The organism is Lentzea sp. NPDC058450 (genome assembly GCF_042721395.1).
In the GTDB taxonomy this organism is placed as follows: Bacteria; Actinomycetota; Actinomycetes; order Mycobacteriales; family Pseudonocardiaceae; genus Lentzea.
This window is the reverse complement of the sequence record NZ_JBHXLO010000022.1, coordinates 83,731-102,416: the sequence shown is the minus strand read 5'-3', so window position 1 is coordinate 102,416 and position 18,686 is coordinate 83,731. Positions and strand designations below refer to the sequence as shown.

At 69.4% G+C, this 18,686-nt stretch carries 18 protein-coding genes; 7 read left to right on the top strand and 11 right to left on the bottom strand.

Annotated features, from left to right (window positions below; translation table 11 throughout):
- The first annotated feature begins 9 nt into the window (after positions 1 to 9).
- A complete protein-coding gene (locus ACFWNN_RS29465; protein ID WP_382443181.1) occupies positions 10 to 1,197 on the top strand; it encodes a MarP family serine protease in 1,188 nt (395 codons plus the stop codon).
- Here the strand turns inward: ACFWNN_RS29465 and ACFWNN_RS29460 are convergent.
- Positions 1,175 to 1,873 (bottom strand): TetR/AcrR family transcriptional regulator, encoded by a 699-nt coding sequence (locus tag ACFWNN_RS29460; RefSeq protein ID WP_382443180.1) that lies wholly within the window; start codon positions 1,871 to 1,873, stop codon positions 1,175 to 1,177. The two genes, ACFWNN_RS29465 and ACFWNN_RS29460, sit on opposite strands and share 23 nt — an antisense overlap.
- Before the next feature lie 69 nt (positions 1,874 to 1,942).
- Between ACFWNN_RS29460 and ACFWNN_RS29455 the strand changes: the two genes are divergently transcribed.
- A complete protein-coding gene (locus ACFWNN_RS29455) occupies positions 1,943 to 3,427 on the top strand; it encodes an FAD-dependent oxidoreductase (protein WP_382443179.1) in 1,485 nt (494 codons plus the stop codon).
- On the opposite strand, the gene ACFWNN_RS29450 is transcribed toward ACFWNN_RS29455, so the two are convergent.
- The 4 genes from ACFWNN_RS29450 to acs all read right to left on the bottom strand — a co-directional run bounded on the left by ACFWNN_RS29450 (position 3,399) and on the right by acs (position 8,015).
- Complete coding sequence (locus ACFWNN_RS29450) at positions 3,399 to 4,316, bottom strand: alpha/beta fold hydrolase (RefSeq protein ID WP_382443243.1); 918 nt, start codon at positions 4,314 to 4,316, stop codon at positions 3,399 to 3,401. The genes ACFWNN_RS29455 and ACFWNN_RS29450 overlap by 29 nt on opposite strands.
- The gene (locus ACFWNN_RS29445) at positions 4,313 to 4,753 is read right to left on the bottom strand and encodes a phage holin family protein (protein WP_382443178.1); all 441 of its coding nucleotides are present in this window, start codon (positions 4,751 to 4,753) and stop codon (positions 4,313 to 4,315) included. The genes ACFWNN_RS29450 and ACFWNN_RS29445 overlap by 4 nt, the downstream gene beginning before the upstream one ends.
- A complete protein-coding gene (gene nhaA / locus ACFWNN_RS29440) occupies positions 4,750 to 5,907 on the bottom strand; it encodes a Na+/H+ antiporter NhaA (protein WP_382443177.1) in 1,158 nt (385 codons plus the stop codon). Before nhaA ends, ACFWNN_RS29445 begins: the two co-directional genes overlap by 4 nt.
- Positions 5,908 to 6,032: 125 nt before the next feature.
- Entirely contained in the window at positions 6,033 to 8,015 is a 1,983-nt protein-coding gene (gene acs / locus ACFWNN_RS29435; protein ID WP_382443176.1) for an acetate--CoA ligase, read from the bottom strand.
- A gap of 259 nt (positions 8,016 to 8,274) precedes the next feature.
- Here acs and ACFWNN_RS29430 point away from each other — a divergent pair, with 259 nt between their 5' ends.
- The gene (locus tag ACFWNN_RS29430; protein WP_382443175.1) at positions 8,275 to 9,003 is read left to right on the top strand and encodes an oxidoreductase; all 729 of its coding nucleotides are present in this window, start codon (positions 8,275 to 8,277) and stop codon (positions 9,001 to 9,003) included.
- Here ACFWNN_RS29430 and kynU read toward each other — a convergent pair.
- Both kynU and ACFWNN_RS29420 read right to left on the bottom strand, forming a co-directional pair.
- On the bottom strand, positions 8,996 to 10,096 hold the full coding sequence (kynU, locus tag ACFWNN_RS29425; protein ID WP_382443174.1) for a kynureninase: 1,101 nt from the start codon (positions 10,094 to 10,096) through the stop codon (positions 8,996 to 8,998). The two genes, ACFWNN_RS29430 and kynU, sit on opposite strands and share 8 nt — an antisense overlap.
- Entirely contained in the window at positions 10,093 to 10,908 is an 816-nt protein-coding gene (locus ACFWNN_RS29420; RefSeq protein ID WP_382443173.1) for a tryptophan 2,3-dioxygenase, read from the bottom strand. The genes kynU and ACFWNN_RS29420 overlap by 4 nt, the downstream gene beginning before the upstream one ends.
- 106 nt (positions 10,909 to 11,014) lie before the next feature.
- On the opposite strand from ACFWNN_RS29420, the gene ACFWNN_RS29415 reads away from it, so the two are divergent.
- From ACFWNN_RS29415 to ACFWNN_RS29405, 3 genes are all read left to right on the top strand, one after another.
- On the top strand, positions 11,015 to 11,455 hold the full coding sequence (locus tag ACFWNN_RS29415) for an Lrp/AsnC family transcriptional regulator (RefSeq protein ID WP_211257779.1): 441 nt from the start codon (positions 11,015 to 11,017) through the stop codon (positions 11,453 to 11,455).
- A 443-nt stretch (positions 11,456 to 11,898) separates the two neighbouring features.
- Complete coding sequence (locus ACFWNN_RS29410) at positions 11,899 to 12,330, top strand: RrF2 family transcriptional regulator (RefSeq protein WP_382443172.1); 432 nt, start codon at positions 11,899 to 11,901, stop codon at positions 12,328 to 12,330.
- Positions 12,327 to 13,457 carry a globin domain-containing protein gene (locus tag ACFWNN_RS29405; protein WP_382443171.1) on the top strand — a complete coding sequence of 377 codons (1,131 nt, stop codon included), beginning with the start codon at positions 12,327 to 12,329 and terminating at the stop codon, positions 13,455 to 13,457. The genes ACFWNN_RS29410 and ACFWNN_RS29405 overlap by 4 nt, the downstream gene beginning before the upstream one ends.
- Here the strand turns inward: ACFWNN_RS29405 and ACFWNN_RS29400 are convergent.
- The 3 genes from ACFWNN_RS29400 to ACFWNN_RS29390 form a co-directional block, all read right to left on the bottom strand.
- The gene (locus ACFWNN_RS29400) at positions 13,446 to 14,357 is read right to left on the bottom strand and encodes an N-acetylmuramic acid 6-phosphate etherase (RefSeq protein ID WP_382443170.1); all 912 of its coding nucleotides are present in this window, start codon (positions 14,355 to 14,357) and stop codon (positions 13,446 to 13,448) included. The two genes, ACFWNN_RS29405 and ACFWNN_RS29400, sit on opposite strands and share 12 nt — an antisense overlap.
- Complete coding sequence (locus ACFWNN_RS29395; RefSeq protein WP_382443169.1) at positions 14,354 to 15,274, bottom strand: MurR/RpiR family transcriptional regulator; 921 nt, start codon at positions 15,272 to 15,274, stop codon at positions 14,354 to 14,356. The genes ACFWNN_RS29400 and ACFWNN_RS29395 overlap by 4 nt, the downstream gene beginning before the upstream one ends.
- A 71-nt stretch (positions 15,275 to 15,345) precedes the next feature.
- Positions 15,346 to 15,792, bottom strand: a complete 447-nt coding sequence (locus ACFWNN_RS29390; RefSeq protein ID WP_382443168.1) for a carboxymuconolactone decarboxylase family protein — start codon at positions 15,790 to 15,792, stop codon at positions 15,346 to 15,348.
- A gap of 50 nt (positions 15,793 to 15,842) precedes the next feature.
- On the opposite strand from ACFWNN_RS29390, the gene ACFWNN_RS29385 reads away from it, so the two are divergent.
- Positions 15,843 to 17,177 (top strand): PLP-dependent aminotransferase family protein, encoded by a 1,335-nt coding sequence (locus ACFWNN_RS29385; RefSeq protein ID WP_382443167.1) that lies wholly within the window; start codon positions 15,843 to 15,845, stop codon positions 17,175 to 17,177.
- On the opposite strand, the gene ACFWNN_RS29380 is transcribed toward ACFWNN_RS29385, so the two are convergent.
- Positions 17,160 to 18,683, bottom strand: coding sequence for a serine hydrolase domain-containing protein (locus ACFWNN_RS29380; RefSeq protein ID WP_382443166.1), 1,524 nt, complete (start codon positions 18,681 to 18,683; stop codon positions 17,160 to 17,162). The two genes, ACFWNN_RS29385 and ACFWNN_RS29380, sit on opposite strands and share 18 nt — an antisense overlap.
- Positions 18,684 to 18,686: the final 3 nt, after the last annotated feature.

Sequence of the window (18,686 nt, the reverse complement as noted above, 5' to 3'; positions counted from 1 at the left end):
GGTTTCGGGTTGAACTGGGTTGACCTGCTCGTGCTGGGCCTTGCCGCGATCGCCGCGGTGTCCGGGGCCAGGCAAGGCATGGTCGTCGCGCTGCCCGCGTTCGTCGGTGTGCTCGTCGGCCTGATCCTGGGCACGCAGATCGCACCGCTGCTGGTGTCCCAGTTCGAGAACGTCGTCACCAAGGTCGTGTTCGCGGTCGGCATCGTCGTGCTGCTCGTGGCGCTCGGCGAGACCATCGGCGTCTACATCGGGCGGACCATCAAGGCGAGGGTCAACGCGTCGCCGTTGAAGGGCGCGGACAACGCCCTGGGCGCGATCGTGCAGGGCTTCGTCGTCTTCATCGTGGCGTGGATGATCGCGCTGCCGCTGACCTCGGTCGTCGGCCTTCCCGACCTCACGTCGTCGCTCAAGCAGTCGGTGATCCTCGGCAAGGTCGACGAGACCATGCCGCAGGCCGCCAGGGTGCTGTCCAACGACCTGCAGAAGCTCTTCGACGTGTCGGGCTTCCCGCAGGCGATGGACCCGTTCAACCGCACGCCGCTCAAGGAGGTCGAGCCGCCGAACAGCCAGCTCGCCGACTCCCCGGTCGCGAAGCGGCTCCAGGCGAGCGTGCTCAAGGTCCGCGGCCGGGCGCCGTCGTGCTCCCGTGCGCTGGAAGGCACCGGTTTCGTCATCGCGCCCGAGCGGGTCATGACGAACGCGCACGTCGTCGCCGGCACGAACGAGGTGACGGTCGAGGTCGGCCGCGGCCAGTTCGACGCGACAGTCGTCTCCTACGACCCGCGCACCGACGTCGCCGTGCTCGCGGTGCCGGACCTGGAGGCCACGCCGCTGCAGTTCCGCAGCGACGAGGTGCAGCCGGGCGAGGACGGCATCGTGCTCGGCTACCCCCTCGACGGCCCGTACAAGTCGTCTCCCGCCCGCGTTCGCGAGCGGATCCCTCTGCTGCGCGGCCCGGACATCTACGACGCCCAGACGGTCACGCGTGACGTCTACACGGTGCGCGCGGAGGTCCGCTCGGGCAACTCCGGCGGCCCGCTGGTCGACCCGAACGGGCGCGTGATGGGCGTGGTCTTCGGTGCCGCGGTGGACGACCCGGAGACGGGCTTCGTGCTCACGGCCCAGCAGGTGCAGTCGATGGTGCAGAAGGCGCCGACGCTGACCCGGAGGGCCTCTACCCAAGGTTGTGCTTCGTAGCGACGCCGGCGAGCACGTAGTCGAGGCCGATCTCGAACCTGTGCGCCGGGTCGGTGTCGCTGGACTCGTGCATGACCCTGGCCAGCGTCGGGAAGCGGCCGGTGGCGAGCATCCGTTGCATGTACGGACCGGAGGCTCGCTGCCACTGCTCCTCGGTCAGGCCCGACGACCGTTCCGCGCGCAGTTCGGTGATCTCGCCGCGGACCGCGCCGAAGACGTACGCCATCACCGCGCCGACCACGCCGAGCACCTGGTCGATGTCCTCGAACCGGACCGTGGCGAGCGTGGTCTCCATGTGGGTGAGCGCGTGCGGGCCCTGGTGCGGGCGGTTGCTCAGCAGGTCGATGAACCACTCGTGCCGCTTCGCCGCGTCCCGGACGCCGTGCGCGACGTGCCGCAGACCCGCGCGCCAGTCCGCTGACGGCGGCGGTGGCGTGATCTCGCCGTAGACCTCGTCGACCATCAGGTCCAGCAGTTCGTCCTTGGTCTCGACGTAGCCGTACAGGCGCATCGGGCCGGCGCCGAGAGCCGCCGCGACCTTGCGGAACGACACCTCGTCGAGCCCGCCCTCGTCGGCGAGCCTGATCGCGGCGCTCACGATCAGGTCCCTGCTCAGCGGGGTCGGGGACGGCTTGCTGGGCGGCTCTGGGCGGTCCCACACGGCTTCGTTCGACATCGGGCTGGACAATACAGCGTCTCATCGCGATACAGTGTATTGAGCGATACAGCGTATTGGGAGGATGCGATGAGGACTTCGGTACTGGTGGTCGGGGGAGGCCTGGCGGGCACGTCGGCCGCGCTGTTCCTGGCGTGGCGCGGGGTGGACGTGATCCTGGTGGAGAAGCATCCGGGCAGCTCACCGCACCCGCGAGCGGTCGGGTTCAACGGCCGCGTCGGCGAGTTGCTGCGGGCGGTCGGCCTGGAGGGCGCGCTGCCGGCGAGCCGGATGGCGAAGGGGTTCGGCATCCGGCGCGTGCGGTGCGCGAGCCTCGTCGGGGAGAGGTTCGAGGAGACGTTCTGGACGCCTCCGGCGCAGCTCTCGGACGTCGAGTACTCGCCGACGGCGGGGGTCGGCGTGGCGCAGGACCGGATGGAACCGCTGCTGCGCGACAAGGCCCGCGAGCTCGGCGCGGACATCCGGATGAGCACCCGGATGCTGGAGTTCGCGCAGGACGACGAGGGCGTTACGGCACTCGTCCAGGGCGACGGCGAGCCGTACGAGATCCGCGCGGACTACCTGGTCGCGGCGGACGGCCACCGCAGCCCGGTGCGCGAGCAGCTCGGCATCACCCGCACCGGCCGCGGGTACATGCACACCTCCCGCAGCGTGCTGTTCCGCGCGCCGCTGGAGGAGTACCTCAAGGACGGCGTCGGCCAGTTCGCCGTCGAGGGCGTCGGCTTCCTGACCACCTACGGCGACGGCCGCTGGGTCCTGATGCTCGACGACCGCGAGTACACCGAGCCGGAGCTGATCGACAAGATCACCCAGGCCATCGGCCGCGACGACCTGCCGATCGAGATCATCACCACGGGCCGGTGGACGATCTCCGCCTCGGTCGCCGACCGGTTCTCCGAGGGCCGGATCTTCCTCGCCGGCGACGCGGCGCACACGTTGCCGCCGAGCCGCGGCGGGTTCGGGGCGAACGTCGGCATCGAGGACGCCCACAACCTCGCCTGGAAGCTCGCCGCGGTGATCGGCGGCGAGTCGGCACCGTCCCTGCTGGACACCTACGACGAGGAGCGGCGGCCCGTCGCCACCCTCTGCCACCAGCAGATCTTCGCCCGCAACGACGGCCACAACCGCGACGGCGAGGCCGAGGACGCCACGCTCTACGACAACAACGCCATGCACTACGGCGTGCTCTACCGCTCGTCGGCCGTGCTCGGCGCAGGACCAGAGCTCCCGCCCGCCGCGCTCCCGGAGGAGTGGAACGGCCAGCCGGGCACACGCGCCCCGCACGCGTGGGTCGAGCCAGGCCGGTCCACTGTGGACCTCTTCGGCCGCGGCTGGGTGCTCGTGGCCGACCACCCGCAGTGGCAGGAGGCCGCGGAGGGCCTGACCGTCCACTGCGAACGGATCGAGCACCTGGACCTGTTCGGACTGTCCGCCAAGGGCGCGTCGCTGGTCAGGCCCGACGGCTACGTCGCCTGGCGGTCGACCGACCTGCCGGACGACCCGGCCGGTGCGCTCAAGGCCGCGTTCAGCTCAGTTTCTGCAGGAACTCGGTGATCAGCCTGCTCGTGGTGTGGGACGCCTCCTGGTTGGGGAAGTGGCCCACCCCGGGCAGGTAGCGGAACTCCGACGACGGCCCGAGCCACGGCAGCGAGTCGCGTGCGGCCGACTCGGGCACGATCGGGTCCACCGAGCCGTGGATCTGCAGCACCGGCACCTGCATCGGCTTGTCGACGGCCTCGGCGAACCGCCGGCCGTCGCTGCGCAGCTGCGAGCGCACCGCCCAGCGGTAGTACTCCAGCGCGCTGTGGGCGACGCCCGGCACCGTCATGGCCTGCCGGCAGCGGCGGATGACCTCGTCGAACTCCGGCGCGGACCGCCACTTCGGGCCTGCCCAGGCCGAGATCAGCTTGGCGACCTGCAGGCCGTTCTCGCCGGTCAGCCAGCGTTCGGGGTAGACCGGCAGCTGGAACCGCAGCACGTGCGAGTTCCGGCGCGGATGCCTGCGGAACGCCCGGCGCGTGACCAGCGGGTGCGGTGCGGACAGCACGGAGACCGACGAGACCAGGCGCGGGTGCAGGGCGCCGACCGTCCACGCCGTGGCGCCACCCCACGCGTGTCCCACCAGGTGTGCGCGTTGGGCGCCGAGCGCCTTGATCAGGCCCGCGATGTCACCCGCGAGGGTGAAGCCGTCGTAGCCGCGCGGGGGTTTGTCCGAGTCGCCGTAGCCGCGCAGGTCGACGGCCACCGCGCGGTAGCCGGCCTCGGCCAGCGCGGTCAGCTGGTGCCGCCACGACCACCAGAACTCGGGGAACCCGTGCAGGAGCAGCACGAGCGGTCCCTCACCGAGCTCGGCGACGTGCAGGCGGATGCCGTTCGCCGACACGTCGCGGTGCGTCCACGGACCCGCGACCCGCACGACGGACGGGTCGGGTTTGCGGCTCAGTTGTCGTCGCCCCTGCGCGTGAGGGCCGCGACGGTGTCCTTCGCGGCCGCGATCGACTTCTCCGGCGCCTTGATCTTCTTCAGCTTCCGGATGCCGAGCCAGACCATCGCACCCGCGGTCAGCAGCATCACGAGGAAGACGAGGCCGAAGCCCGCCCACCGCGGCCAGCCCCACCACTCGGAGAAGCCGAAGCCGAGGGCCATGAAGAAGAAGAACATGCTGAACGAGACGACGGCGAGGGCGACGACGAGGAACGCACTGCCCTTGGCGCCCTTCTTCAGCTCGCCGACGAGCTCACCCTTGGCGAGCTCGACCTCCGCTCTGACCAAGGTCGACACGTGCGCGGTCGCGTCGCGGACGAGGCCGCCGATCGAGGCCTCGGCGGTGGGGTCGTCTGCGGTCAGCGGAATCGACGCGATGTGCTCCCTGGTGGTCACTCGGACATGGTGCCATGTGCCCGGCTGCGACGAATGAGCAACACCGCGGCGAGCAGCGACGCGATCATCGAGGCGAGCAACACAGCGGCTTTCGCGGTCTCCGGGGTTTCGAGCGAGAGATCGGCGATCAGCAGGCTGACGGTGAACCCGACGCCGCCCAGCGTCGCCACCGCCACGATGTCGCGCGGCCCCGCCCCGGACGGCCACACGGCCGCCTTGAACCACACGGCGAGCGCGGACGCCCCGACGATCCCGATCACCTTGCCGATGATCAACCCGGCCATCACGCCCAGCGCGATCTTGTCCGAGAACAGCTTCCCGAACGCCTCCGCGCCCACCGGCACACCCGCCGCGAACAGCGCGAACACCGGCACCGCCACCCCGGCCGAGAACGGCTGCAACCGGTGCTCCAGCCGCACGGCGGGCGCCTCGGCCTCGTACGGGTCGCGCCGCACCCGCGTCAGCAGCGCCAGCGCGACGCCCGCGATCGTGGCGTGGATGCCCGACTCGTGCATGAACCACCAGGTGGCGAGCGCGATGGGCACGTAGAGGAACGGGCTGGTGATCCTCTTGTGCTGGAGGAACCAGTAGAGCGCCAGCAGCAGCACGACCGCGCCCGCCGCGAGCAGGTTGAACTTCGCGGTGAACAGGATCGCGATCACGATGATCGCCCCCAGGTCGTCCACGACGGCCAGGCTGAGCAGGAACACCCGCAGGCTCGACGGCAGCCCGGACGCCGTCAGCGCCAGCACCCCGAGCGCGAACGCGATGTCCGTCGCGACCGGGATCGCCCACGCCTTCTCGATCCCCGGCTGGCCCCAGCCGACACCGAGGGCGATCAGCGCGGGCACGATCATCCCGCCGATCGCCGCGATGATCGGCAGCACCGCGGCCTTGAAGTTCGACAGCTCGCCGACGACGAGCTCGCGTTTGAGCTCCAGCCCGGCGACGAAGAAGAAGATCGCGAGCAGACCGTCCTTGGCCCAGTCGCCGACGCTCAACGGGCCCAGGTGGAGGTCCCGCAGTCCGAAATAGGCGGACGAGAGCGGGGAGTTGGCCCACAGCAACGCGATGGCCGTGGCGCCGAGCAGAACGGTGCCACCGACGGTCTCGGTGCGGAGGTAACGGGCGAAGTCGGCGATCTTGCTGGACACAGCGCTCCCGGGGCGGTCGAGGTACACGAATACTCGTGCCGACCAGACTTCCCGGCTCACCTAGATGCGATCTTAACGCCAACGGGCGCCCTCGCGTGAGGACGCCCGTCACGTTTCGCAGCTGATCAGTCCTCGGACTTGCCCGACTGCAGGCCGGCCGAGATCAGGTCCATGACCGACGAGTCGGCCAGCGTCGTCACGTCACCGACGGTGCGGTTCTCCGCGACGTCGCGCAGCAGGCGGCGCATGATCTTGCCCGAGCGCGTCTTCGGCAGCTCCGGCACGACCATGATCTGCCGCGGCTTCGCGATCGGGCCGATCTCCTTGGCCACGTGGTCGCGCAGCGCCTTGATCGCCTCGGCGCCACCGGCGTCCGCACCCGCGCCACCGCGCAGGATCACGAACGCCACGATGCCCTGGCCCGTCGTCTCGTCGGACGCGCCCACGACAGCGGCCTCGGCCACGGTCGGGTGCGACACGAGCGCCGACTCGACCTCGGTGGTCGAGATGCGGTGACCCGACACGTTCATCACGTCGTCGACGCGGCCGAGCAGCCAGATGTCGCCGTCGGCGTCGTACTTCGCGCCGTCACCGGCGAAGTAGAAGCCCTGCTCGCCGAAGCGCGACCAGTACGTGTCGCGGTAGCGCTCCTCGTCGCCCCAGATGCCGCGCAGCATCGACGGCCACGGCTCGTCCAGCACCAGGTAGCCACCGCCGCCGTGCGGGACCTCGACGCCCTCGTCGTTGACGACCTTCGCGCCGATGCCGGGCAGCGGGCGCTGCGCCGAACCGGGCTTGGTCGACACCACGCCGGGCAGCGGCGAGATCATGATCGCGCCGGTCTCGGTCTGCCACCACGTGTCGACGATCGGGGCGGAGCCGCCACCGACGTTCTCGCGGTACCAGATCCACGCCTCGGGGTTGATCGGCTCGCCGACCGAACCCAGGACCCGCAGCGAGCTGAGGTCGTACTTGGCCGGGATGTCCGCGCCCCACTTCATGAAGGTGCGGATCAGCGTCGGCGCCGTGTAGTAGATCGAGACGCCGTACTTCTGCACGATCTCCCAGTGGCGGCCCTCGTGCGGGGTGTTCGGCGTGCCTTCGTAGACGACCTGCGTCACGCGGTTCGACAGCGGGCCGTAGACGATGTAGCTGTGGCCGGTGACCCAGCCGATGTCCGCGGTGCACCAGTAGACGTCGGTGTCCGGCTTGAGGTCGAACACGTAGTTGTGCGTGTACGACGCCTGCGTGAGGTAGCCGCCGGACGTGTGCAGGATGCCCTTCGGCTTACCCGTCGTGCCCGAGGTGTAGAGGATGAAGAGCGGGTGCTCCGAGTCGAACGCCTGCGGGGTGTGCTGGTCCGACTGCGAGTCGACGAGCTCGTGCCACCACACGTCCTTGTCGGTCCACGCGACCTCGGTGTCGGTGCGCTTGACGACGATGACCTTCTCGACCGACGGCGCGTTGGCGACGGCCTCGTCGACGGCGGGCTTGAGCGGGAACGGGTTGCCGCGGCGGAACTGGCCGTCGGTCGTGATCACGAGACGGCACGAGGAGTCCTCGATGCGGGTGCGCAGCGCCTCGGCGGAGAACCCGCCGAACACGACGCTGTGCATCGCGCCGACGCGGGCGCAGGCCAGCATCGCGAAGATCGCCTCGGGGACCATCGGCATGTAGATCGCGACGCGGTCCTCGGCGCCGATGCCCAGCGACGTCAACGCGTTCGCGGCCTTGGAGACCTCGCGCTGCAGTTCGGCGTAGGTGATGGCGCGGCTGTCGCCGGGCTCGCCCTCCCAGTGGATGGCGACCTGGTCACCGTGGCCGGACTCGACGTGGCGGTCGACGCAGTTGTAGGCGACGTTGAGCTTGCCGCCGACGAACCACTTCGCGAAGGGCGCGTCCGACCAGTCGAGCACCTGGTCCCACTTGGTGTCCCAGTGCAGCCTCTCCGCCTGCTTCGCCCAGAACGCCTCGCGGTCGGCCTTCGCCTCCTTGTACAGCGCGGGCTGTGCGTTCGCCTGTGCCGCGAACTCGTCGGAAGGCGGGAACGTCCTGCTCTCCGTGAGCAGGTTGTCCAGAGCGTTGCCCTGGCCTGGCGACTGCGTCATGGTGCGAGACCTCCTGGAAAGTCCAGACCGGTTGGGGATGCGGGTACTGACCGTAGTGCGAGCCAGTTCACTTCCAACAGGTTCCTCCCCAAAAAGGTTCAGACCAATCTGGGGAGGTCGGTTACACGGCTGTCATTGTGTAACCCGTTTTGTCTGGTCCGGGCACGTGTGGCGCGTTGAACGGGCGAAGTTGCGCGCTCAACGGTCTTCTCCGTGAGCTGGGTCACCCGTTTCACCTGGTCAGGTACTCTGCGCGACCGTGACCGATCCTCTCGCTCCGCTGCTTTCCTTGCCTGGTGTGGCAGACGCCGCGAACGCCGCCAAGGACGCCGTCTTCCAGGTGCACCGCCATCGGGTGAACCTGCGCGGCTGGGCCACGACGGCGGCGGAGGCGTCCGTCCGCGCGGCCCGTGCGTCGGCGGCCCTGGAGGGCGGTCCGACCGAGATTCCGTCGTCCGGCGAGGTGTCGGACCCCGTGCTGGCCGGGTCCTTGCGGGTGGCCGAGGCGCTGGGCGGGCTGGTGGCCACGTGGCAGCGCGCGCCGTTGCAGGCTCTCGCGCGGTTGCACGTGCTGGCCGCCGCGGACCTGACCACCGAGGTCGGCCGTCCGCGCGTGTCCGAGGACGTGTCGGGACGGCTCGACATGCTCGGGTCGCTGGTCACCGGCGGGACGTCCGTGCCGGCGCCCGTCGTCGTCGCGGTGGTGCACGGGGAACTGCTCGGGCTCGCCCCGTTCGACGTCGCCAACGGTGTGGTCGCGCGGGCGGCCGCGCGGATGACGTCGATCTCGACCGGGCTCGACCCCAAGGGCCTCGGCGTGCCCGAGGTGGCGTGCCTGCGCCGTTCGGCGGAGTACGAGGCGGCCTCGGTGGCGTTCGCGTCCGGGTCGTTGGAGGGCCTGGCCGAGTGGATCCTGTTCGTGTGCTCGTCGTTGGAGGCGGGCGCCCGCGAGGCGCGCAGCATCGCGGACGCCGCTCTCGCTAGTTGACGATCTCCGCCAGTGCTTCGGCCGCCCTGATCGCGTCGTCGTCGGTGACGTAGAGCGGGGCGAAGCCGAACCGGAGGATGTCGGGCGGCCGGTGGTCGCCGATGACACCCCGGCTGATCAGTTCGTCCATGACGTGTTCTGCGTTGTCGCAGCGGACCGAGATCTGGTTGCCGCGGTGCTCCGGGGTGATCACCTCGAGGCTGGTGAGCTTCTCGACGTGCGTGCGGAACAGGGCCGTCAGTTCGAGGCCGCGCTCGCGCAGTTCGGCGAGGTCGACGTCGTCCCACACGTCGAGGGCGGCGTCGAGCGCCAGCATCGACAGGATGTCCGGCGTGCCGACGCGGGCCCTGGCGATGCCGGGGTCCGGTTCGTAGTGCGGCTTCATGCCGAACGGCTCGCTGTGGCCGTTCCAGCCCGAGAGCGGGTTGTCGAACGTTTCCTGCTTGTGCTTCGGGACGTAGATGAACGCCGGTGCGCCTGGTCCGCCGTTGAGGAACTTGTAGCTGCACCCGATGGCGTAGTCGATCCGCAGCGCGTCGAGCTCGATCGGCAGCACGCCCGCGCTGTGGCAGAGGTCCCAGACCACTTGTGCCCCAACGGCGTGAGCCTCGTTGGTCAGCCGCGCCATGTCGTGCAGCCGGCCCGTCCGGTAGTCGACGTGGTTGAGCAGCACCACGGCGGTGTGCTCCGTCAGGTCCGAAGCAGACGGGTCGGCGAGGCGGAGGTCGAGGTTCCTGAGCCCGGCCACCGACTGCGCGATGTAGCCGTCGGTCGGGAACGTCGACTCGTCGCACACGATCTCGGTGCGCGTGGTGCCCTTGGTCGCGCCCATCAGCGCCTTGAAGACGTTGACCGACGTGGAGTCGCCGACCACGACCTGCCCCGGTGCGGCGCCGATCAGCCGGCCGATGCGGTCGCCGACCCGTTGCGGCGTCTCCCACCAGCCCTCGCTCCACGACCGGATCAGCCGCTCGCCCCACTGGTGCCGCACGACCTCCTGCATGCGTTGCGCGACGTGCTTCGGTGGTGCGCCAAGCGAATTGCCGTCCAGGTAGATGACACCTTCGGGGATGTCGAACAGCTCCCGCCTCACACGTAACTCCTCGCGGTCCACAGTTCCGGGAACACCGCACGCTGGGTGCGCTTCTCCAGCCATGCAACACCAGCCGACCCGCCCGTGCCGACCTTCGACCCCATCGACCTGCGGGTCGCCAGCAGGTGGTCGTACCGCCACCGCGCGAACTCCTCGGCGATGTCCGTCAACGCCTCACCGAGCTCGAGCAGGTCCCGGTCGTCGCCGCGGTAGATCGCCGCCCACACCTGCTCGACCTCGGGCGACGGCTCGTAGGCCTTCGTCAGGTCGCGGTCGAGGACGCTCTGAGGGATGTCGAAACCCTTGCGCTGCAGCGCCGCGAGGACGTCGTCGTAGAGGGAGGGGAGGGAGAGCGACTTCTCCAGCTGGTCGTGCATCGCCGGCACCGCCCGGTGCGGCACGAGCATCGAGGCGGACTTCTCGCCGAGCAGGAACTCCATCTCGCGGTACATGCCGGACTGGAAGCCCGAGCCCTCGCCCAGGGCGTCGCGGAACGAGTTGAACTCGGTCGGGGTCATCCTGGCGATCGGACGCCAGGCCGCCGACAACGCCTGCAGGTGCAGGTCGGACCGGCGGAGGGTCCGCACGGCCGCGCGGATGTCGTCGGTGCGGAGTTCGTTCTGGGCCTGCCGCCACTCGAAGCAGAGCAGGCCGAAGTACAGCTCCATCACCTGCGTGATGACCAGGAACGACATCTCGCGGGGATCTTTGGACCACTGCTGTTGAAGGGTGTGCAACACCGACGCGTGCACGTAGTCCTCGTACGGCGTGGTGCCGCCGAAATCCAGCTTGGGGGACACGGGGCAGCTCATGGTGCTAATCGTCGCTGCTGGCTCCCGTCACCTGAATGGGCGTCTGAAGGCGTTCGGGCCGAACTTCTTTCGATCGTGAGGCATCTCGGCGCGTAGCTTTGCGTTCATGTTGGACGAGGTGGACAAGGCCCTGTTGGAGGCCCTCCAAGAGGATGCGCGGCTGTCGTACAACGAGCTGGCGCGCCGGGTCCACGTGTCGCCGCCGACCGTGGCTCAACGGGTGCGGCGGCTGGAGAACATGGGGGCCATCACCGGGTACCGGGCCGTGGTCGATCCGACGGTGGTGGGGCGGCCGGTCGTGGCGCTGGTGCGGATGAAGTGTTACGGGCCGCGGTGCATCACGGTGCATCCGGAGTTGCTGGACGACCTGCCCGAGGTGGTCGAGGTCGTGCGGTTGACCGGGGACATCTGTTCTGTGGTCAAGGTCGTGACCACGTCGATCGTGGAGTTGGAGCGGTTGCTGGTGCGGTTGGCGGCTCATGGGGAGACGTCCAGCGCGATGGTGTTGTCGACGCCGATCCCGTGGCGTCCGGTGTTGCCTGGGTGAGGCTGCGTGCGTTGGTTGCGTTCCAGCGGGGTTGGTCGCGTTTTGTTGGTTGGGTTGCGGTTGCGAGGGTTGGTTGCGTGGGTCTCGACGAAAGACCTGGGGTGTGCGATTGGGGCTTGACTTCGGGGCCCTTGCGAGGCGCTGGTCGGCCGGAAAAGGCCGGGCTGAAAAGCGCCCGGCCGAGCTCGAGAAGCTAGCACCTCGCACCCAAAGTCAAGCCCCAATCGCCATGCGCGGGCGGAACCGGTTCCCGATGGGGCATCAGCCCGTTCGGGCTCGCCTTCGGCTTCGCGTGCCAGGCCTCGTAGGTGGTTGGCCTGCGTTGACGGCTGCCGGTTGGGAGCGCGCGCCGGGCCAAGACGGTGGTCGCCTTGCGTTCGCGACTGCGGTGCGTGGCCTGGATAACATGCATCTGAGATACCAATTAAGTTAGTCTCGATCTCGTGAGGCTGACCAAGAGCACCGACATCGCGCTGCGGATCGTGATGCGGCTGGCCGTCGCCGACGAGGCGAACCCGACCACCCGCGAAGTCGCCGAGGTCATGGGCGTGCAGTACACCCACGCGGCCAAAGTCGTTGCCCAGCTCCAGCATCTTGGGGTCGTCGAAGCGCGGCGCGGTCGTGGGGGCGGGCTCTCGCTCACCGCCACCGGCCGGGCGAGCTCGATCGGGTACCTGGTGCGGGAGCTGGAAGGTGTCGGCGACGTCGTCGACTGCGAGGGCGACGTGCCGTGTCCGTTGGCCGCCGCCTGCCGGTTGCGGGGTGCGTTGCGCCGGGCGCAGGAAGCCTTTTACGCCTCGCTCGATCCACTGAGCGTCGAGGACCTCGTCGCTGATCCCACCGGACCCGTGCTGCTCACCCTGCAGCTGAAGTGAGGAAGACGATGCTGTCCCCGAAGTCGGCGGAGCTGGTCGAGGCCACCCTGCCCGCGGTCGCTGCCGCGATCGGCGAGATCAGTCAGTTGTTCTACGCGCGCATGTTCGAGGAACACCCCGTGTTGCAACGGGATCTGTTCAACCGCGGCAACCAGGCGAACGGCACGCAGCCGCAGGCGTTGGCCGGGTCGATCGCGGTCTTCGCGACCGGGTTGATGGCCGGGCAGACGCCCGATGCGATGTTGCGGCGGATCGCGCACAAGCATGTTTCCGTCGGTGTCACGCCGGGGCAGTACGCGGTGGTGCACAAGCACTTGCTCGGAGCGGTGGCGGACGTTCTCCAGGTGTCGGAGGAGGTGGGCGCGGCCTGGAGCGAGGTCTACTGGTTGATGGCCGACACGTTGATCGGGATGGAGAGGTTCCTGCCGCGCGGCTGGGAGGAGCACCGGGTCATCGCGCGGTTCCAGGAGACCGAGGACGTGGTGACGTTCGTGGTGCGGCCGCTGGACGGACCGGTGCCCGCCAGCAAGCCGGGGCAGTACGTGTCGGTGCAGGTCGAGTTGCCGGACGGGGCTCGGCAGATCCGGCAGTACAGCCTGTCCGGGCGGACCGACGACGCGGTGCAGTTCTCGGTCAAGCGGGACGGCGAGGTGTCGAACCACCTGCACGACTTCGCGTCGGCGGGCGCCACGATCAGCGTCAGTCAGCCGTCCGGGGACGTGACGCTGCTGCCGGGGGACGGGCCGGTGATCCTCGCGTCGGCCGGGATCGGGTGCACGCCGATGGTGGCGATGCTCGCCGAGCTGGCGGCCGTCGACTCGCCTCGCCGGGTCGTCGCGATCCACGGTGACCGCGACCAGTTCACGCACCCGTTCCGCGCCGAGTTCGCCCAGCTCGTGGCGAAGCTCGACGACGCGCAGGCGCACGTGTTCTACGAGCGGCCAGTCGGGGAGTGGCCTGCGGAACGGACCGGGTACGTCGACCTCGCCGAAGTGGAAGTGCCCGCGAACGCCACGGCGTACCTGTGCGGGCCCACGCCGTTCCTCAAGGCCATGCGGGCCCAGTTGCTCGAAGCGGGCGTCACGGACATCCACTACGAGGTGTTCGGGCCCGACCTAACCCGCTAGGCGGTCCAGCGCGTTGCGGACGTGGCCCTTGGTGTCCTCCAGCGCGGCGGCCGCACGTTCGGCCGTCACGCCCGCGAGCAGGTGGACCAGGGCCACCTTGAGGTCACCGGACGCGTCCGCGAGCGCCTGTTCGCAGGCCGTCTCCGGCTGGCCGGTGGCCTCGTGGAGGATGCGGATCGTGCGGCCGCGCAGCTTGGCGTTGGTGGCGCGCATGCTGACCATCAGGTTCGAGTAGGTGCGGCCGAGCTTGACCATCACCGCCGTGGAGAACGAGGTCAGGACGAGTTTCTGGGCCGAGCCCGCCTTCATCCGGGTGGAGCCGGCGATGGCTTCCGGGCCGGTGTCGAGGACGACCAGGACATCCGGCGTGAACGGCACCGAGGTGTTGTTCGAGACCAGGACGGTGTGGGCGCCAAGCGCTTGCGCCTCTTCCAGAGCGCCGATCACGAACGGCGTGCGCCCGGAGGCTGCCACGCCCACGACCAGGTCTTTCGACGTGGCGTGACGGCGGATCTGGGCGGCGCCGGAGTGGTCCTCCACCTCTTCGACGGCACGGACGAGGGCTTCCGGACCGCCTGCGTGGTGGGCGACGAACCAGTCCGCCGGGGCGTTGAACGTGGGGACGAGCTCAGCGGCGTCCAGGGTGGCGAGCCGCCCGGAGGTGCCCGCGCCGACGTAGTGCACGCGGCCGCCGGACATGATCGCCGCGACGCCCAGGTCCACCGCGCGGGCCAGGTCCGGCAGGGCCTGGGCGACGGCGGCCGGGACCGTGCGGTCCTCGTCGTTGATCATGCGGAGCACGTCGATCGTGGGGACCCGGTCGATGTCCGCGGTGCGCGGGTTCCGTTGCTCGGTCGGAGATTCCACGCGCACCACCACACCGTTCCGGGGGGAGGTCATTTAGACGTCTCCCGCGGCCGCCGCCGGCCGTCTGGTCTCGCGCCCAGCCGGTGGCCGGAGACCGCCTCGTAGGTCGCTTCGAGTGCCGTCTTCGCCGTGTCCACGTGGTGCTGGGCGACTCCGATGAACAGGCAGTCGATCACCGTGAGCTGGGCGATCCGGCTCGCCATCGCGCCGGAGCGGAACGTGGTCTCGCGCGCGGCCGTGGTCAGCACGTGGTCGGCGACCTCGGTGATCGGCGAGCGCGGGAAGTTCGTCAGCGCGACGGTGGTGGCGCCGGACTCGCGGGCCACCCGCAGCGCCTCGACGGTCTCCGCGGTCGAGCCGGTGTGCGAGATGCCGACGGCGACGTCCGCCTCGGTCAGCACGGCGGCCGACGTGAGCGCGATGTGCGTGTCGTTCCACGCGAAGCAGGTGAGCCCTATGCGGTGCAGCTTCTGCTGGAGGTCGAACGCCACGAACGCGCTGGCGCCGAAGCCGTAGACGTCCACGCGGCGGGCGCCCGCGACGGCCTGGACGACCTTGTCGAGCGACTCGACGTCGAGCTGCTCCGCGGTCTCCTCGACGGCGCGGGCGTCGGCGAACGCGACCTTGCCGACGACCTGCTTGAGGTCGTCGCCGGGGCCGATGTCGCCGCCCATGTCGTGGTTGGCCCGTGCCTGGCTGCGCGCGGTGTCGGCAGCCAGCGCGATCCGCAGTTCGGGGTACCCACCGACGCCGATGGCCTTGCAGAACCGCGTCACCGTCGTCTCGCTGGTGCCCGCCTGCTCGGCGACCTCGGTGATGCTGCGGTGCGCGACCGTCCCCGGGTTCTCCAGCACCACCTTCGCGACGCGCTGCTCGGCGCGCGCGAGACCCGGCAACAACGACCGGATCCGCACCAGCGGGCTGGACTCGGCACTGCTCTCAGTGGACACGTGGGAAACTTACTAACCGCAACACCGACGGTCAACGGACTGTGTCCGAAAGTCACTCTCTCGCGAGCGGTCTAGTGGACGTCCGGCTTCATCCGGGTGGACACGGCGATCCGATTCCACGCGTTGATGGTGAAGATCAACGCGATGAGCTGCGCCAGTTCCTCCTCCCCGAAGTGCTTCTCGGCCTGCGCGTACACGTCGTCGCTGACGAACTCGTGGCTGCTCAGGACCGTGATGGCCTCGGTGAGGAGCAACGCGGCCCGCTCCTTCTCGGTGTAGACGTCGCCCGCCTCCTCCCAGGCGTTGAGGAGGTAGATGCGGGCTTCGGACTCGCCGAGCTTGCGGGCGTCGGCGGTGTGCATGGCGATGCAGTGGGCGCAGTGGTTGAGCTGCGACGCGCGGACGCGGACCAGTTCGGCGAGGTTCTCGTCGAGGCCTTCGCGTGCGGCGGCGTCCAGCGCGATCATCGCGCGGTAGACCTTCGGGGCCTTCTTGGGGAAGTTGATGCGGTTCGTCATGACTACGAAGTTATGCCGCGGATTGGCCCCGGGCATGGTGCAATCTCCTGGTGGAATCGTGGGCCAATCTTGACTTCCACCTGGATCTGTCCGGTCCGGGTGGGTTGCGGCAGCGGTTGACGGCGTCGTTGCGCGAGGCGGTCCGGTCGGCGCGGCTGCCGGCCGGGACCCGGTTGCCCGCCTCGCGCTCGCTCGCCGCCGACCTGGGGATCGCGCGCAACACCGTCGCCGACGCGTACGCGGAGCTCGTCGCCGAGGGGTGGCTGACCGCGCGCCAGGGTTCGGGAACCGTTGTCGCGCAACGGGTCGAGCCGCCTCCGCCGGTGACGCGCCGGGCGGCGGAGGCCGTGCGGTTCGACCTGTCGGTGTCGACGCCGGACGTCACCGAGTTCCCGCGTGCGGAGTGGGTGCGGTCGACGCGGCGGGCGGTGATGGCGGCGCCGTCGGAGGCGTTCGGGCCGGGCGATCCGCAGGGCCGGATCGAGCTGCGGGAAGCGTTGGCCGAGTACCTGGCGCGGGCCCGCGGGGTGCGGGCCGATCCCGAACGGATCGTGCTGTGCTCCGGTTTCGGCGGCGCGATCAAGATGTTCGACCGGCTGCTGAAACCGCCGGTGGTCGTGGAGGAGTACGGGCTGGGCTTCCACCGGTCGATGTGGACGTCGACCGTGCCGTTGGCGGTGGACGACCACGGGGCGAACACCGAGCAGTTGCCCGATCACCGGCGTGCGTGCGTGTTGACGCCCGCACACCAGTTCCCGTTGGGCGGCCCTCTGCACCCGAGGAGGCGCGCGGCGGCGGTGGCGTGGGCACGGCGCGTGGGTGGCGTTGTGCTGGAAGACGACTACGACGGGGAGTTCCGTTACGACCGGCAGCCCGTCGGTGCGGTGCAGGGGCTCGATCCGGAGCACGTCGTGTACCTCGGCACGTCCAGCAAGGCGTTGTCACCGGCGTTGCGGATCGCGTGGATGGTGGTGCCGGACCGGTTCGTGGATCCCGTGCTGGCTTTGAAGACCGACCGTGAGCAGCACATCAGCATGATCGACCAGCTCACGTTGGCGGACTTCCTGTCGTCGGGCGCGTACGACAGCCACGTGCGCCGGATGCGGTTGAAGTACCAACGGCGGCGGGACCAGCTCGTGCAGGCCGTGTCGCCTTACGTCTCGGTGTCGGGCATTGCGGCGGGGATGCACGCCGTGCTGGAGACGCCTCACGAGGAGGAGGTCGTGCGCACGGCGCGTGAGCGTGGCATCGAGGTCAGTCCGCTCTCGTGGTTCCGGCACGAGCTGAGCGACGACGACCGGACGGGGATCGTGGTGAGCTTTGGAGCGCCCGCGTTCCCACGGGCGCTGCCAGGCTTCGCCGAGGCGCTAGCGGCGTGCCACTGACCAGCCGTCGGCCGTGACGTCACCACGGGCGTGCACGTAGACGCCGCGTCCGTTGTACTGGCCGGCCTTGGTGTAGACGAACCTCGACTTCACGGATTCCGTTGGCAGCCAACGACGTCCGGTCGTCGTGACGGTGCGGGCGTCCTGCCAGTCCGTGCCGTTCCAGTGCTGGATGGTGAGTTTGTCGCCCTTGTCGACGTCGACGAAGACCTCGACCGGGCGTTCGGCGGTCAGGGTCGCGCCGGAAGTCGTTGCACGCCACTGCTTTCCGTGTGACTTCACGGCAAGCGCGTTGGCGAGGCCGTCGGCCACTGCGCGGCGGGCCGGGTTGACGCTGCCCCAGTCACGGCTCGGGTGGACGCGGTTGGTCAGCAGGATCGCGATCGAGCGCGAGGCCTTGTCGATCACGAACGACGTGCCGGTGTACCCCGTGTGACCTGCGGTTCCCTGGCCGCTCAACGCACCCATGTACCAGCGTTGGTCGAGCTCGAAGCCGAGGCCGTGGGCGTTGTCGGGGAACTGCTGGTTGAAGTTCGTGAGCATCAGCTCGACGGAGTGCTCGCTGAGGATCCGGCGGCCGTTGTAGGTGCCGCCGTTGAGGATCGTCTGGCCGAGGATCGCGAGGTCCTTGGCCGTGCCGAACACACCGGCGTGGCCCGCTACTCCTCCGAGGGACCACGCGTTCTCGTCGTGCACCTCACCGCGGACGATGCCGCGTGGTGGTGCGGACTGGAACTCCGTGGCGGCCGTGCGGTCCTTCGCCGTCGGGTTGTAGCCGGTGTCCTTCATGTTGAGGGGCCTGGTGATGCCGTCCTTGACCGCCTGGTCGAGACGCTTGCCGCTCACCTTGAGGACCAGCTCGCCGAGCGTGATCAGGTTCAGGTCCGAGTAGACGTACGTGGTGCCGGGCGTGGACTTCGGCGTCACGTCCATCACGGCTTTGATGCGTGACGGGACGTCCGGGTACTTCTGCCACAACGGGATGAACGGTTCGAGGCCGCTCGTGTGTGTGAGCAGCTGCTTGACGGTGATGTTCTCCTTGCCGTTCACGCCGAACTCGGGCAGGTAGGTGGCGACCTTCTCGTCGATGCTCACCCGGCCCTGCTCGACCTGCTGGATCACCGCGATCGACGTGAAGAGCTTGGAGATGGAGGCGAAGTCGAAGATCGTGTCCTTCTTCATCGGGACGCGTTCTTCTTCTGGCAGCTGGGTTTGCTGATCCTTGTAGAGCACCGCGTAGCCCGTGCGGTCGTGCGTGACGATCTTGCCGTCGTGCACGTACATCGTGACGGCGCCGGCGAACAGCGGTTTGCCGTTGGCCTGCGGTTTCTGGAAGTCGCGGAGCTGGCGCAGGGCGGTGTTGATCGGCTCGGGGTCGAGGTTCGCCCAGTACGGGTTCGACTCGCGCAGGGTCGTCCAGGGCTGCGCGAAACCGTCCTGGGGCTGGTCGAAGTGGCCGGGGAGCGCGGTCGTCACGAGTGCGACGGCCAGGGCAGGGATGAGCATGGC

Bases quoted from the DNA above. Each gene is read 5' to 3' on its own strand.
- ACFWNN_RS29460 (WP_382443180.1), bottom strand. From the start codon at position 1,873: ATGTCGAACGAAGCCGTGTGGGACCGCCCAGAGCCGCCCAGCAAGCCG.
- ACFWNN_RS29455 (WP_382443179.1), top strand. From the start codon at position 1,943: ATGAGGACTTCGGTACTGGTGGTCGGGGGAGGCCTGGCGGGCACGTCG.
- acs (WP_382443176.1), bottom strand. From the start codon at position 8,015: ATGACGCAGTCGCCAGGCCAGGGCAACGCTCTGGACAACCTGCTCACG.
- ACFWNN_RS29420 (WP_382443173.1), bottom strand. From the start codon at position 10,908: ATGAGCTGCCCCGTGTCCCCCAAGCTGGATTTCGGCGGCACCACGCCG.
- ACFWNN_RS29415 (WP_211257779.1), top strand. From the start codon at position 11,015: ATGTTGGACGAGGTGGACAAGGCCCTGTTGGAGGCCCTCCAAGAGGAT.
- ACFWNN_RS29400 (WP_382443170.1), bottom strand. From the start codon at position 14,357: ATGACCTCCCCCCGGAACGGTGTGGTGGTGCGCGTGGAATCTCCGACC.
- ACFWNN_RS29390 (WP_382443168.1), bottom strand. From the start codon at position 15,792: ATGACGAACCGCATCAACTTCCCCAAGAAGGCCCCGAAGGTCTACCGC.
- ACFWNN_RS29380 (WP_382443166.1), bottom strand. From the start codon at position 18,683: ATGCTCATCCCTGCCCTGGCCGTCGCACTCGTGACGACCGCGCTCCCC.